At 33.5% G+C, this 13,551-nt stretch carries 19 protein-coding genes; 12 read left to right on the forward strand and 7 right to left on the reverse strand.

Going from position 1 to position 13,551, the window contains the following annotated elements; translation table 11 throughout:
* Window positions 1–35: 35 nt before the first annotated feature.
* From AC0C45_RS11840 to AC0C45_RS11855, 4 genes are all read left to right on the forward strand, one after another.
* Window positions 36–233 carry a hypothetical protein gene (locus AC0C45_RS11840; RefSeq protein WP_016766364.1) on the forward strand — a complete coding sequence of 66 codons (198 nt, stop codon included), beginning with the start codon at window positions 36–38 and terminating at the stop codon, window positions 231–233.
* 17 nt (window positions 234–250) lie between these two features.
* Complete coding sequence (locus tag AC0C45_RS11845) at window positions 251–541, forward strand: spore coat protein (RefSeq protein WP_016766365.1); 291 nt, start codon at window positions 251–253, stop codon at window positions 539–541.
* Window positions 542–799: 258 nt separating this feature from the next.
* On the forward strand, window positions 800–1,126 hold the full coding sequence (locus AC0C45_RS11850) for a YflT domain-containing protein (RefSeq protein WP_016766366.1): 327 nt from the start codon (window positions 800–802) through the stop codon (window positions 1,124–1,126).
* Between the two features lie 723 nt (window positions 1,127–1,849).
* Window positions 1,850–2,611 carry a PAS domain S-box protein gene (locus AC0C45_RS11855; protein WP_043980783.1) on the forward strand — a complete coding sequence of 254 codons (762 nt, stop codon included), beginning with the start codon at window positions 1,850–1,852 and terminating at the stop codon, window positions 2,609–2,611.
* A gap of 783 nt (window positions 2,612–3,394) precedes the next feature.
* Here AC0C45_RS11855 and AC0C45_RS11860 read toward each other — a convergent pair.
* A complete protein-coding gene (locus AC0C45_RS11860; RefSeq protein ID WP_016766370.1) occupies window positions 3,395–3,817 on the reverse strand; it encodes an Lrp/AsnC family transcriptional regulator in 423 nt (140 codons plus the stop codon).
* 144 nt (window positions 3,818–3,961) lie between these two features.
* Between AC0C45_RS11860 and AC0C45_RS11865 the strand changes: the two genes are divergently transcribed.
* Window positions 3,962–4,168, forward strand: a complete 207-nt coding sequence (locus AC0C45_RS11865; protein WP_016766371.1) for a DUF1272 domain-containing protein — start codon at window positions 3,962–3,964, stop codon at window positions 4,166–4,168.
* Between the two features lie 387 nt (window positions 4,169–4,555).
* Here AC0C45_RS11865 and AC0C45_RS11870 read toward each other — a convergent pair whose 3' ends face one another.
* Window positions 4,556–5,053, reverse strand: a complete 498-nt coding sequence (locus tag AC0C45_RS11870) for a DinB family protein (RefSeq protein WP_257063166.1) — start codon at window positions 5,051–5,053, stop codon at window positions 4,556–4,558.
* Between the two features lie 360 nt (window positions 5,054–5,413).
* Between AC0C45_RS11870 and AC0C45_RS11875 the strand changes: the two genes are divergently transcribed.
* Together AC0C45_RS11875 and AC0C45_RS11880 are read left to right on the forward strand one after the other, a co-directional pair.
* The gene (locus AC0C45_RS11875) at window positions 5,414–6,061 is read left to right on the forward strand and encodes a hypothetical protein (protein WP_257063167.1); all 648 of its coding nucleotides are present in this window, start codon (window positions 5,414–5,416) and stop codon (window positions 6,059–6,061) included.
* A gap of 41 nt (window positions 6,062–6,102) precedes the next feature.
* Complete coding sequence (locus AC0C45_RS11880; protein ID WP_016766374.1) at window positions 6,103–6,615, forward strand: DIP1984 family protein; 513 nt, start codon at window positions 6,103–6,105, stop codon at window positions 6,613–6,615.
* Between the two features lie 237 nt (window positions 6,616–6,852).
* Here the strand turns inward: AC0C45_RS11880 and AC0C45_RS11885 are convergent, their stop codons facing one another.
* Both AC0C45_RS11885 and AC0C45_RS11890 read right to left on the reverse strand, forming a co-directional pair.
* On the reverse strand, window positions 6,853–7,164 hold the full coding sequence (locus tag AC0C45_RS11885) for a DMT family transporter (protein WP_257063169.1): 312 nt from the start codon (window positions 7,162–7,164) through the stop codon (window positions 6,853–6,855).
* Window positions 7,164–7,502 (reverse strand): DMT family transporter, encoded by a 339-nt coding sequence (locus AC0C45_RS11890; RefSeq protein ID WP_016766376.1) that lies wholly within the window; start codon window positions 7,500–7,502, stop codon window positions 7,164–7,166. The genes AC0C45_RS11885 and AC0C45_RS11890 overlap by 1 nt, the downstream gene beginning before the upstream one ends.
* 184 nt (window positions 7,503–7,686) lie before the next feature.
* Here AC0C45_RS11890 and AC0C45_RS11895 point away from each other — a divergent pair, with 184 nt between their 5' ends.
* The 5 genes from AC0C45_RS11895 (at window position 7,687) to AC0C45_RS11915 (ending at window position 10,522) form a co-directional block, all read left to right on the forward strand.
* On the forward strand, window positions 7,687–8,574 hold the full coding sequence (locus AC0C45_RS11895) for a LysR family transcriptional regulator (protein ID WP_257063170.1): 888 nt from the start codon (window positions 7,687–7,689) through the stop codon (window positions 8,572–8,574).
* A gap of 146 nt (window positions 8,575–8,720) precedes the next feature.
* Entirely contained in the window at window positions 8,721–9,197 is a 477-nt protein-coding gene (locus AC0C45_RS11900; protein ID WP_034653081.1) for a hypothetical protein, read from the forward strand.
* Window positions 9,198–9,276: 79 nt separating this feature from the next.
* A complete protein-coding gene (locus AC0C45_RS11905) occupies window positions 9,277–9,762 on the forward strand; it encodes a hypothetical protein (protein WP_016766379.1) in 486 nt (161 codons plus the stop codon).
* Between the two features lie 34 nt (window positions 9,763–9,796).
* Window positions 9,797–9,922 (forward strand): DUF5412 family protein, encoded by a 126-nt coding sequence (locus AC0C45_RS11910; RefSeq protein WP_165572901.1) that lies wholly within the window; start codon window positions 9,797–9,799, stop codon window positions 9,920–9,922.
* Window positions 9,923–10,102: 180 nt separating this feature from the next.
* Window positions 10,103–10,522 (forward strand): hypothetical protein, encoded by a 420-nt coding sequence (locus AC0C45_RS11915; protein WP_047932963.1) that lies wholly within the window; start codon window positions 10,103–10,105, stop codon window positions 10,520–10,522.
* An 80-nt stretch (window positions 10,523–10,602) separates the two neighbouring features.
* Here the strand turns inward: AC0C45_RS11915 and AC0C45_RS11920 are convergent, their stop codons facing one another.
* The 3 genes from AC0C45_RS11920 to AC0C45_RS11930 all read right to left on the reverse strand — a co-directional run bounded on the left by AC0C45_RS11920 (window position 10,603) and on the right by AC0C45_RS11930 (window position 13,103).
* Window positions 10,603–10,749: a BH0509 family protein gene (locus AC0C45_RS11920; RefSeq protein WP_013056404.1), complete on the reverse strand. Its 147-nt coding sequence runs from the start codon at window positions 10,747–10,749 to the stop codon at window positions 10,603–10,605.
* An 881-nt stretch (window positions 10,750–11,630) separates the two neighbouring features.
* A complete protein-coding gene (locus AC0C45_RS11925; RefSeq protein ID WP_016766383.1) occupies window positions 11,631–11,831 on the reverse strand; it encodes a cold-shock protein in 201 nt (66 codons plus the stop codon).
* Window positions 11,832–12,458: 627 nt separating this feature from the next.
* Window positions 12,459–13,103, reverse strand: coding sequence for a hypothetical protein (locus AC0C45_RS11930; protein WP_047932965.1), 645 nt, complete (start codon window positions 13,101–13,103; stop codon window positions 12,459–12,461).
* Window positions 13,104–13,551 lie beyond the last annotated feature (448 nt).

The raw sequence follows: 13,551 nt of genomic DNA on the forward strand, positions 1-13,551 counted from the left end.
TTACAAGTCAAAAAAATGACAAGGAGGATGAAAACATGGCAAAGGGACTAGCTATGCACGAAACGCTAGAAGTTCATGAAATCTTAACGCTTAAAACATCATGTGTAACAAAAGGAACAGCGATGTTGGAATTGGTAGAGGATGAGGAATTAAAAAAGATTCTTGAAGAAGATGTTCAAACATCTACTGAAGCGATTAAAGAATTGAAAAAAATCTTAAAGAAAGCTCAATAAATAGGAGGGGTAGAAAAATGGCCACTAAAAGTACTCTTACTAAAACGTTAGACGATCTTGCTATTGCGACTGATTTATTATTATCAGCTAAGAGTGGTGTACGAACATATGCTGTAGCGCTTACGGAAACAGCGACGCCGGAAGTTCGAAAGGTATTAAAAAAACAATTAAATGAAACCATCGAGCTTCATGAAAAGATTGCTCAATATATGATTGATAATGAAATGTATCACGCCTATGATGTAGAAGAACAAGTAAATCACGATTTAAAAAAGGCAGATAAAGCGTTAGATTTAGCGAAAGGTTAACTAAAATTCCCCCTCTGACAATAGAGGGGGAATTTTTTAAGGTTACATAAAAAGTTCTCTTTTGATATTTCTACAAAGGAAAAGAAGTCTATATTTTATTCTCTTAGAAGTAGATAACTTACCCCACTTTATACAATATTTAGATGATATTTTATAGTCTTTTATCCCATATCCGAATAAATTGGTTTTAATTGGCTGCTGAAGGATATACCTATTAGTAGAACGACATATTCTATGGGGATAGAGGAGGAGAAAATAGTGAAGGAAATTAAAGTAGCAGAAAATAGTGGTCAGGCAAATAAGTTTATTGAAGAGTTTTTTGCCAACGGGTTTAGTAAAAACGAAATTTATTTATTGACCTATAATAAAGAGCGCTCGGAATATTTAACAAATACAACAAATACAAAAGAATATCGAGCTTCTGAACAAGGAGTTTTTGAATCCGCAGTTAATAAGTTATTTTCTCGTGAAGATGAACTTCATTCTAAAATGGCCTCGTTAGGTTTAACCCAAGAAGAAGCTAAACAGTGTGTCGGGGAAATGAAACAAGAACGTATAATCATTATTGCAAAAAAAGATATGTAATGGTTTTTCCTGGGAATAACTTTCGAAGACACTAACTGATCGAGAACTATTAGTAAATCATACTAGCATGTTGCTTTATATATAATATTTGTTCTTCTGTACAAAGAGTTCATGAATAGGAAAGATACCGAACGAAAAGTATATTACTAGAGTCGTTTACTACTCATATGGAGGTGAAAGGATAATGATTCAATTTTTTGGTATCCACATAGGGACGTTATACTTTCCTACAAGTATCCTTCTAATTACTTTATTAGTTTTAGTAGGTTTTATTATCTATTTTCTTAGTAGAAGAAAAAGAAACAGAGATCAAACGATTCATTCAAATGAGAATAGGGTAAAGGGCAAAAGAGGAAAAGATAAAACTCTGTAAATGATCTAAAAGAAGAATTAATATATTTCGTCATCAAAAAGAATTTCAGTTTGAAGTGAAAGTAAATCATTCTCACCTTACAGTTCCTGATAAGCCTTACACCATATTTAAACCTTGAGAAGGTATGATTTAAATAAATGCAGAGAGGGCCCTTGAATTCATTTCGAAGGGCTGTTTTTATTTGTATTCTGTAAAGGACAGACGACCTTTTAATCTTTTATTTTCTTACTATTTCTTATTTATAACTTCAAAAGAAACTTTATTATCGTTTTTTAAGATCTTAAACAAGCAATTGAACCCTTGATAAATTTGAAATAGTAGTCTAACCTTCATATTAAGGAGTGAAAATTATGAATGAAAACATTTCGGGTATTGATTATCAAGAAGTCATTGAATATGCGTTAGATCCACTCATTATTCATTCAAATCATAAGATTATATATGTTAACCACGCAGCTGAACATTTTTTTAGAGGAAAAAGGGAAGATATCATAGGTGCCAGTCCTTTAGATATATTTCAAGAAACATCTAAAGCAGCAATAAGGAAAAGAATCCAATCTGCTTATGAACGTCCAGCAGAGCTTATTGAGGAAACCATATTTAGATTGGACGGGACAACTGTTAATGTTGAATTATATTGTCATCCCTTGCTGCTGGGAGATAAAAAAGTAATCCAAACCTATGTGAGAGATATTACGGTAAAAAAAGAGAGTGAAACAAGACAAAAAGAAATAATAAAGCAAATAAATGAACTGTCTACAACCCTTGTTCCTCTTTTAGAGGGAATCGCTGTACTTCCCTTAGTAGGATCCATAGATGAGGAAAGAGCAAATCAACTTTTAATGGCTGTTCCAGTAAAAGTGCAGACGCAAAATATAAATTGTTTAATTATAGATTTTTCCGGTATTTATACATTGAATTCAATTGTAACGGAGCATCTTTTTAAAATTAATAGCGTTATGTCACTACTTGGAGTGCAATGTATCTTAACAGGATTAAGGCCAGAATTATCTCGCTCTGCTGTACAGCTAGGTATTAATTTAGATTCTACCCGGACAATGGCTACTGTAAAAAACGCACTTCATTTTTTGGGAATTACTTCTAGTAAATAACCTGTAAAATGAAAATAACTAAAATAACTTCTACGTTTTTAAAGATACATATGATATAAATCTTTAGATAGTGCTACTTTCAGAGGAAGTTTCTGATTAAAGAAATAGTGGCATCGTCTTTATGGTTTCGTGCTGTTTTAAATATTTTTAAATGGTTTTTTAAAATTAGATTTGTATCTTGTATACATTAGAAAAACAAAAGAAACTCCTGAACATATACCAGGAGTTTCTTTTGTTTAAAATAACATATTGTGCAATCGCCCGTTTGTTAAATAAAAGATAGAAGAATCATTGAATCGCTTTCTTCAGTTTAAGATCTTGTATAAAGCTTCAGAAGCGTTATCTATATCATAATCGTTATAATTTAAGGTTTTTTGATCCGTAAGTGTAGTGATTTGAAAAATCTTAGATGTTTTACAATACGACAGTTCCAGTACTTGAGGAATGGTATGAGTAATAGCACTATCCTCATACTGAATCAGAGTATAAAGCGTCTTTTTTATTTCAAGTATATTCATAAAAGTACCTCTTTCCATTATAAGGAAACCTAGGGTACAAAGAGACCATATAATTTTAATTTATGTTCTTTCTCTATTGTAACATATGAACGTATAGAAAAATACCTGTCGAGAACAGACAGTATGGTAACTGAAATTGTAAATTCTATGCACTTCTAATTTTGCTAGCTGGTCAGTTAAAAAGGTGACCATTAACAGAACATGTTCTTCTTATAATAGAATTATCTTGAATAGATTCAGTAATAAAAAAGAGTAGATTATTAATCTACTTTATGGCTTTATAAACAACTGGTGAGGAAAGTTTAATCAATGTAGATGGCTGCCCAAAAGCCATAGATTCATCAATGAATGTTTCAAGAGATTGAACGGAATTAGTTAAAACTTTTACTAAGTAGTTGTATTGACCTGCCAGACGATGACATTCGATAACTTCAGGGTGTTCTTTGCAATATTCTACAAATTGTCTGCAGTTTGTATTGCTGTATAAAATAAAAGCAGTTACAGGTTTGTTAAAATTTTCAGGATTAATTATTGCTCTATATCCATCTATTATATTTTTTTCTTCAAGTTTTTTTACTCTTTCATTAACAGCAGGGGTAGATAAACCAACCAGCTTTCCCAACTGTGTAACGGACAAACGAGCATTCTCTTGTAGATGTAGTAATATATTTTTATCAATTTCATCCATAAAACATACCCCGCTTTAAATTATAAATTAAAATAATAGGTTTTCCGTTAATATTAAAGTTATTACTTAGTAATACAATAAGAAACATATGTAAAAATAGAAATTTATAGAATACAATTTAATTATATCAAAAGGAGGGATTTAATGGCTTTAGAAATGAGAAATACATGCGAAAAGTGCAATAAGAAACTCCATAATAGCTCTGTTGCTTATATCTGTACACATGAATGTACATTTTGTGATAAATGTAGTGAAAACGAGATGTATATTTGTCCTAACTGTGGAGGAGAACTAGTTAAAAGACCAAGGGGTAAAGAACATTCGTTAAGTTGCTCACTGAGCTTGTCATGAATTTAGATGCAACACTACATAGATAGTGCAGTCAAAACAGCTACTATCAATGAGGTGGGCATTCAACAGCGAGCCGCAACAGGTTTAAGTACGGAACAAATTATAAAGCATCATAGTGAAAGTTTACATGGTCATTGCAATGTTGCACACTTTCAATTGTCAGAAATGCAAAAGAAGACTTGCTTCGTCTGACATATTATTCTTATAGGTAATTAATTGCACGAAGACAAAGATTTTTAGAGTACTGAAAATCGAATTCAGTAATCAATTGATTTATAGATAAAACAAAAGGTAATAGCACATAACTAAAACAAAGCCCTAAAAGTGTCTAATCGACGATTCTTAGGGCTTTGTTTCTGCCAATCATTGGGGATCAATCGGTTTTTATTAAGCAGGAAAGCCTCCTGTTGGCGGTGGCCATGCTCCATTTAACCTTCTCATAATGACAATTTCACCTAGATGATAGCTGTTGTGAGAAGCAATATTACGCAGTAATCCCCCTGGGGTTTCACTTGGCCAAGTATCCAGAGGTTCTTCGATTGCTAATGTATCAGCTAAGTGACAAGCTTCGTCAATTCCATCACAAAAATGCTGGATTGTCTTTTTCCATTCTTCCTCATCAACCGGAGCAGGGTGTTCAGGCCAGCTTTCACTTACACTTTTCGGTCTTTCAGGGTTTTCTCCTTTAGCAAGGGCAAGTAAAAAGTCTTGCCAATAGCTCATATGCTTCACTAATTGATAAATAGAATAAGGTAATTCTTCTTGTTTATGTGAAGCAAGCTCCATATTAATATCAGTTATTGCGTTAATCGTCGGAAGATGGCCTCTTTCACCTCGCAGTGATTTGATAAGCGCATTACGAAATGCTGTATTCGTTTGTGTCATGTTTTTTCAGCCTTTCTTTTTCAAAGTATTAAGCTTGTAACAGTCTAACACAAATCAGTTTAATATATGTACTTCTGTGATTAACGACTTACTATAACAAAGCCACTAAAATAAATAGTATCAATCACAATTTTTTGTTTGTAAGTCACCTTTATATGAAGAAATATGGTTTAATATAAAATATATAGAAATAAGTAGAAAAAGGTACCCTTTATGGAAAGCGAAAAAGATTATGTGATTTTGAGAAAGACGATAACAACTCTTTCTACAAGCTTTATTTTAGCTTACCTTTTGACAATAACAGGTCTGGTTCAATAGCTAACTGACGGAGAAGAACTATCGTATCATACTGGAAATGACATGGCAGGATGGTTCCTTGTATATCTTTTTTATGTAGGGGCAGTTATTGCTGTATACGGAAATTTTGTCTCAGTTATACTGGACGCTATTCGAAAGAAATGGCTTCCCAACATGAGATGGCTATTTGTCTTCTTCCACGGCATATTAGGCTTAATTAACGGCTTGTTTTTTCAAGATACATATTTGGCTTATTACGGGATGGCAGCTGCTATGTTATATGCATGTATAGATTTGTGGATAGAAAGAAGAATTGACAGGGAAAAAAGTACAAAAGTATTGCTAATTATACCTCTTATTCTTTTACTTCTCAGTTGGAGTATACTAGAAGCAATATCACCTAGTCTTCCGCCATTTACGAAAGAAGATGCCATAGAGTTTGCGACAAGTGGTGAAGGAACGGATATTGATCTATTTCCTGATAAAGCGGGAACGTGGAAAGGAACGTTTGAGGGATATCACGTTCAAAGAAGCACCCGTGCTAAAAAGTTAAATAAAGAGTTATACCTTGTGACCTTTGAGGAAAACTGGACCCACGGGAAACGAAAAGGACACTATGTAATGTCTTATAAAGTAAATCGCAGCAGTGTCTCAGGGCATGGCGGAAGTGGTACAACACCTCCTTATTATGAAAAGGTATTAGAACAATAAAATAGTAAAAATTAAGTTTATGAATAAAGGAGCTTTGATCTATGTCTAAAATTTCCCTAGCAGAGGCTGTGAAATTGAAAAGTGTATTATCAAAACGAATACACGAATTAGAAGAAGAGATGGATCGTGTTGCATTTGTAGAGATTGAAAAAGGGGAGAAGATTCCTCCTCAGGCTCGATCACTATCTGATGTTGAACAGGATTTAGAGGACATTCGAAAGGATTTGCGCCTACTTGATAAATTAATGTATCAGGCCAATATCCAAAATAATATTACTTATAATGAACACAAACTAACAATTGTAGAAGCGATTGAATATGCCACTCAATTACGTGCTAAAGCAAGAAAATACAAAGAGTTTGGATCATCATCTAAAGAAGAATATCCCTACTATGGAGAAGGGGTATCCATTATTAAAGTGGCTACATTTGATCCTGAAGAATATCGTCTAAGGGGGCTAGAGGTTGAAAAAAAAGCAAATAGATTATCAAATTTAATTAACGCTAAAAACTATCAAATAGAGTTAGAGTTTGATGGAGATAAATATTTTTAACCCTTGAAGAGGTGAGACTCCCTTCAAGGCATAGAAGGAGAATGTTTAGTGTACTCAAAGTACTATTGTGATGGCAAGTGATAAAACCAATAATCCAATGACCCATTACACTGTTACTATTTACCAATAACCAACTACAGTAATGGACGGTCGATGACCCATACCTCCTTGTTTTTAACTCCTTCTATGGTGCCCTTACTTGTAAGTTAAGTAAGGGCCTTATTTATCTTATTTTTATTAGAAAGCTTTCAGTATAATAACACCTGTAATAATAAGAGTAACCGAGATAATCTTTCTTTTGTTTTTTGATTCCTCAAATATATAAATACCTAACAGCGTTGTACTAACAATCGTCAGCCCTGCCCATATAGCAAAAACGATTCCAATTTCAAAATAGTGCGTCGTTAGAGAAATAAAATAAATACAAGCAATGAAGAGTAGAAATGCGCCTATCGTGGGAACAGTTTGTCTAAAGCCTTTAGATAGTTTTACACACATTTGGCCTGCAATGCCTAAAACTAAGCCCATCGTTAAAAATACGTATCCCATTACGCTGTCCTTCTTTCTTTAGAGCTCCCTTTAATGTTAAGAGAAACTGCACCGATTATAATAAGAGAAACTCCTAAAATTTTAGATAAAGAAATAGTTTCATCAAAAAAGATAATACCTGTGACAACAACAAGTACAGTTGCTCCTCCTGCATACAAAGCACTTGCTACTCCTACTTCACCTTTGGCGTTAAGTAGCATATAAGCAGCAATTGAAGAACAATAAAATAGTATGGCGAGAACAGTAGGAACAAAGTTTGTGAATCCATTTGTAAGATTAAGAAAAAATACTGCGATTACCTCCAAGATGATGGCAAGAAACAATAGTAAATAAAACAATCAGATCTCCTCCTTTCAGTCACCTCATTTTAAGAACTTTACGTAATTGCTACTAAATAATTGCAATAGCACTCGGATGTCATTATTTTATCTAGAGCTTGATATCTTGTAAAATAATGATAAATGATTATAGATATCACTATTATTAATACCTAAATCAATGTAAGTGGAAAGAAGGATGTTTATGGAAGTAGAAGATATACGCATATTTATGGCTGTAGCAGAATACGGCAGTGTAAGCCTTGCCGCTGATAAGCTAGGCTATGTCCAACCAAATGTAACAGCACGTATTCGGTCTCTTGAACGAAAAATTGGACACCCATTGTTTCATCGTCACAGACGAGGAATGGCATTAAATGTAGAAGGTCGAAAACTTTTAACATATGGAGAACAAATGATGCGGCTGATGGATGAAATACAGAAAGCATTTCAAGATGAGCGTAACCTTGTTGGATCATTATGTATTGGATTAGTTGAAACGGTAGTAGGGTTTCCTGAAATCATTTCTTCCTATCATAATAAGCACAAAAATGTGGATATTTCTCTAGTGTCAGGAGTAAGTACACAATTAATAGAGAAAGTTCTTAAGTTTCAGTTAGACGGGGCATTTGTAGCAGAACCAGTAAATGTGTCAACGCTTGATCAAATTCCAGCTTTTGATGAAGAAATTGTACTTGTATGCAGTGCAAATGAAAAAGGGAAGAAGCAGATTCAGTCTGCCAAAGAGTTGCTGCACTTACCATTCATTTTATTTAATGAAGGCTGCCAATATAGAGAAAGACTACAGCAGTGGTTAAAAGACGAACAAATAGTATCACCAAAAATCATGGAATTTGCTACACTTGAAACGATTATGGGGACAGTAGTTTCTGGTCTTGGTGTGACACTTATAGCCCGGTCATTAGCGGAAAGATATGAGCGGGAAGGGTTAGTACAACTCTTTCCAATACCTGAGCCTTACAGAAACCTCAGGATTGTGTATGTTCGTCGCTCCGACTCCTATCTAGGAGTAACTGAGGGTGAATTTATAAAGACAATCAGCGAAGTAAGAGAAGGGAAAAAGCAGAAATAAACAGACGGTTTTTTCATACAGAGCTTTTTTATTTACCCTATGTTTAATATGAATGCACCAAGTGTTAACTAGAAAGGTAAAAGTGAGTTTTTTAGCTCACTTTTTATATAGTATAAATCATAAATGCTTTTAAAGGAGCCAGCACAGTGAAAATAGAGGACCAAAAATTTGCAGAACGAGTACTGAAACACTTACTTATTGGCAGTCAAATAGACGGCCTGAAATTTGGGATTAATAGTTCTACAACTCTATTGTATTTTACTAATTATAATAGAAAAGATGACGGTGATTTTGTTTTAAACATCGAAACAAATTGGACTGTATATCCTGAAGCCTGTGATACATACCCATCATCAGAGGGTGAAGTGCCCTTTAATACAGAGGAGCAACATTTTAAGCATATTTGGGATATTAGGAGACAAAAAGTAGTAAACGTTCAGCTAGATACTGTATCGCCTCATCTTATCATTTCTCTAGAATCGGGGAGAGTTTTATTTGTGAATGGCTACGATCCTACCTACGAATGCTGGCAATTAGGAGACCCTTTTGGAGGAGTTGATTGGCTTTTAGTTGCAACTCCGGGCGGTGACATAGCTATTTGGTGTCCTAGTGAATTTGAATGAGCGTTATGTTAACTATTCTTGTATATAGTGTACAAAAAAATCACTTAGGAAAATGGTAAAACATATGGAGGAAACATGCATGAATACTATCTTAGAGAGCTTTTATGATTTAAAGGAAATAGTAAGTTCTTTTAATAATCTCCATGAGAAGTACAATTGGTTGTTGAGTGATTTAGATGGATCTTTTCCAGATAAGTATCTTCATTACTTTACTGACTACAGAATTTACAACAACAGAACGAACACTAGTACATACTGGATTACAGGTGAAAAGCTCACGGAGCTTGCTAATAAAGAGGATATCTATTTTATATGGGGAGTTTTCTCTGCCTTTGATAAGAAAGAAATTATAAATTTAGATGTGCTTAAAGAAGAGCCTTATGCTGATGGTAATCCAGATTTTTGGATTGAAGCACCAATAATTCAGCACCCTAAAGCAATTATAGAATTAGTTTTTTGGGACTCATCTTTAATTTTACTTCTGAGCAAGGACGAAGAAATATCTAGGTATTTTAGAAACAAGTTTGCAAAATGGAAAGACCTAGAGGAGTACAATAACGAGTAGTCTTATAACTTATATATACTATAAAAGAAAAAACATCTATCGGAACTATCCTCAGGAAACAGCCACGGTTAAATGGATAAATGACGAAACAGTTGAAATCAGTGACCATACATTAAACGTTAAACAAGATACATTTAATGCTAATGATCGGAGTAACTAAATACTATTTTTAAACAATTAAGAGCTTTTGGTATTAATTATTTAAAAACGGGCTTAATAAACAAGCAAAGCTGAAGCATCAAGCTACACTTATTTACTGTTGCTAAAATCGTTTCCTAGCGTTCGTCTAGAAAACAGCAGAGTAGACATTATTTACATGTAAAAGAATAAGCATTGGTAATTGGATTATGTATTCAAAAGGGGGAGAACGGAAGAGGCAGCTGAATATGCTTTACATATTCAATGTTCTTGGCGTATTGCCAAAGGTAATAAAATTGTAGTAGGGTCAGGGGATTTCTATTCTCCAAGAACAGGATTGGAGAATGAAAATGAGCACTTTGAATGGGATATCCAAGGAAATAATCGATTTGATGAACGAATTGCATTTTTTATAAAAGATATAAACGAACACACGATTGTAGAAAGAGTTGACTCGGACGAAGTAGGAGGGCTAAAGATTTTTTTATCTCAAGGTTATTTATTAGAGGTGTTTCCAGATACGTCAGAAGACGATGAATACAGCGAGTTCTCGAGACTTTTCAAACAGAAGGAAGACAGCTCTCACTTTGTTGTCACAGGAAATGGTCTTAAAAACGAGTAATCCTATAATTAAAGAAATGAAAAAAGCACAAACCCGTTGGAAACGAACGTTTTTGTGCTTTTTTCTTATTTTATAGTGAGTTACATATAATCATAAGCGGAATCATCAAAATAGAGCCAGTGATAATATTCAACCTGCGGATCTGTCATCTTCGAAACTTCTTCTTCATTGAATTTTTGATACTCAACTAATTTCTGCACTTTAGAATTTCTTTCCACTTGGCTCATTTTAAATCCTCCTTATAGTTTGAGAAGTAACAATGTATTTAAATGTAGAAAGCGTTTTCTTTTTCTTGTTTTTATTATATATCTCAATATGAGATTAAAACAATATCAATTATAGATGATTTTTCAAAAAACAATATAGAAATGGTATCATGGCGTCGGATAGGGACAACAAGGCTTCTGCAACCGAAATTAAATAATAGGTGATTCCCAATGGCAAGGCTAAAAATTTTTTGTTAGTATCGTTGCTTAATCCCTAAAAAACATTATGATAACTAGCTCTATAAATTAGAAATAAAGCTAACTGTGTTAAGCTAGCTTTATATTTTTATGCTGTTTTCCAGAGCTGTAAATTTTCAACTATCGTTCACTTTGTTATAAAAACTCTTTAACATTTTCATCATGTTACGCCCTGAAGTTCTTGACATCTGATTATTATCTTCATCATCATGAGAACTCAGGTACCAACTTCCTTTGTTATCTTCATTTAATCTATATACCTTATTCGTTCTACTATCTGTATAAAAGTTTCCATCCTTCAGTCTCACACAATCCCCCCTCTACCAAGTGTTATCCTGTATTATGCCCAAGATATCAATTTTATGAAAAAATTCATATACACAAAAACAGCAGATTTCTTAATACGCTTATTATTTTGTAAGTAATATACACAGGCGCAAAAAAGGATAAGAGCTATGAGTGAGAAAATATTTAGTGATGGAGAAATAGTAAATAGAAGAGTATGGAATGAATTAGTGACAATTTTAAAAAGTCATTATGTAAAAAAACACGAACTATAATTATTGATGAATAAGTGTTGATATAAAAATCTTTTTAAGTAAAAACAGACTCTGAAAATAGAGTCTGTTTTTTAGTATGGTTTCTTATGCTTTATTTACGTTTGTCGCTTGTGGTCCACGTTGTCCCTCTTCGATATCAAAAGTCACTTCTTGCCCTTCATCCAAGGATTTAAAGCCTTCACCTTGAATAGCTGAGAAGTGAACAAATACATCTTCTCCACCTTCGCGCTCAATAAATCCAAAACCTTTGTCAGCATTAAACCATTTCACTTTACCATGTTCCATTTTTTGTTGCCTCCTAAAATGTAGAAAATAAACCAGATTATCATTAAATCTAGCTTATTTATATATTATCCCAATGGAGACATCTTAAACTTAAATTAATTTGATCTTTTTAACTTTCTTTATCATCACTCATTCCATTAAAATGTAACAAGTGTATGACTATAACATCATAGTGAGGTTCTCGTGCAAAAACTTCAAATAAACATGGAAATGATAGAAGTCGAGTATTAGCCACTGTTCACCCAATCATTAAGGGCATTGCATTCATAAATATGAACCTCAATTAGATACGAGAGCATAATGGGAGCTGTCTGTCCAAAAGAAAGGGAAGTTCACTCAAAAATTTTTGAATAGTGGTGTAAAAATACATTCGATTAGATAGAAATCTATATACCTTTTTCATATAAATACAACCTTCGTACTAGAATCAATAAACTTGTTTCCAAATAAAAAATGACGCCGTTGGAGGCGCCATTTTTTATAGGATAGAGAAGGACACACCCTATGCACCTATGCACGGGCGGTACTCTTAACACATCGTCTTGATTTAATAATACCCAGCGTTTAAATTTACTAAACCTTTGGTTATGATGCTTTATGCAGAATATCTACGTTTACCTATTAAAATTATTTATTAAATTTCTTTGGAAACTGCTTCACAACTCCCGCAGATATAGTATCTGCCATTAAGATAATATGTGATACTCCTTCATCAATTGCAACGATTCTCGCCTCCCAATCTCTTTCTAAGCTTGCAGATAAATCATTTGTCACTAATTTTAGATGCATATACAGTAATTTTTTCAAATCTTCATTTTTTAAATAAGGGTTGGCCTGGCTAAGGAACGCTGCTATATCATCAGCATTTCTATACCATTCTTGGTTTAATTGATTCACCAAGGCTTTCTTTCCCGTTTTAGCCGCATCTACAATCTTGCCAGCAATCACAATATGTTCCTTGAGCAAATCCGTAAGTTTATTCCCAGCTTTTTCTCCGTATATCGGCTTCACAGCATTCCCGATATCTTCTTGATTTTTTAATAACCTTGTCAACACTTGTTTTTGGTCTTCTGATCCTGCTGTTGTTGCACTTGTAATATAATTGCTTGTCCACAGTACATGATCCATCCAAAGTCTTCTGAATTCATTTTCAAACTTTATCTGAGATTGACTAACACGATGTTCTTGTGTTTCAGCACGAGCACTACTTGGTTCAACTAGCATGTTTAGCGAAAATAACAACATAAATCCCATCAATAATAATCTTTTCATAAAAACGCTCCCTCCAATTTAAACGAGTATGCGCCTTATTATTTGTATATGGGATTTTTCACATTCCTCAAAATGTTACATTCTAATAGTGATTTTTTATAGGGTATCTCCATACTTTCAATCAGCCAACATAGAGGAAGGGGGAGAGAGAATACCTTTTTGTAAGGTTAGAGCAGAAAAAATAAAGCTTTTTTTGTTCACTAACAAAGAAACAATCATTGAGGTCTAATTTCCTTCCAAGTTTTTTGACTCATTCAATTATTTATACATTCTCTAAAAAATGTCTTTAACATAAGAACCTAATGGCAACACTATAAACAATAGTTAGTGAATAGGATTTCTTTGCATAAATTTGGGGTTTTTGCGAGCTGAAACTCAAAAAATGAGATAAAGATTAATGAGCTATTCCTTTCACATAAGCTTGTCAGAATACTATCTAGAGAGAGGT

The organism is Priestia sp. VA7 (assembly GCF_055710015.1).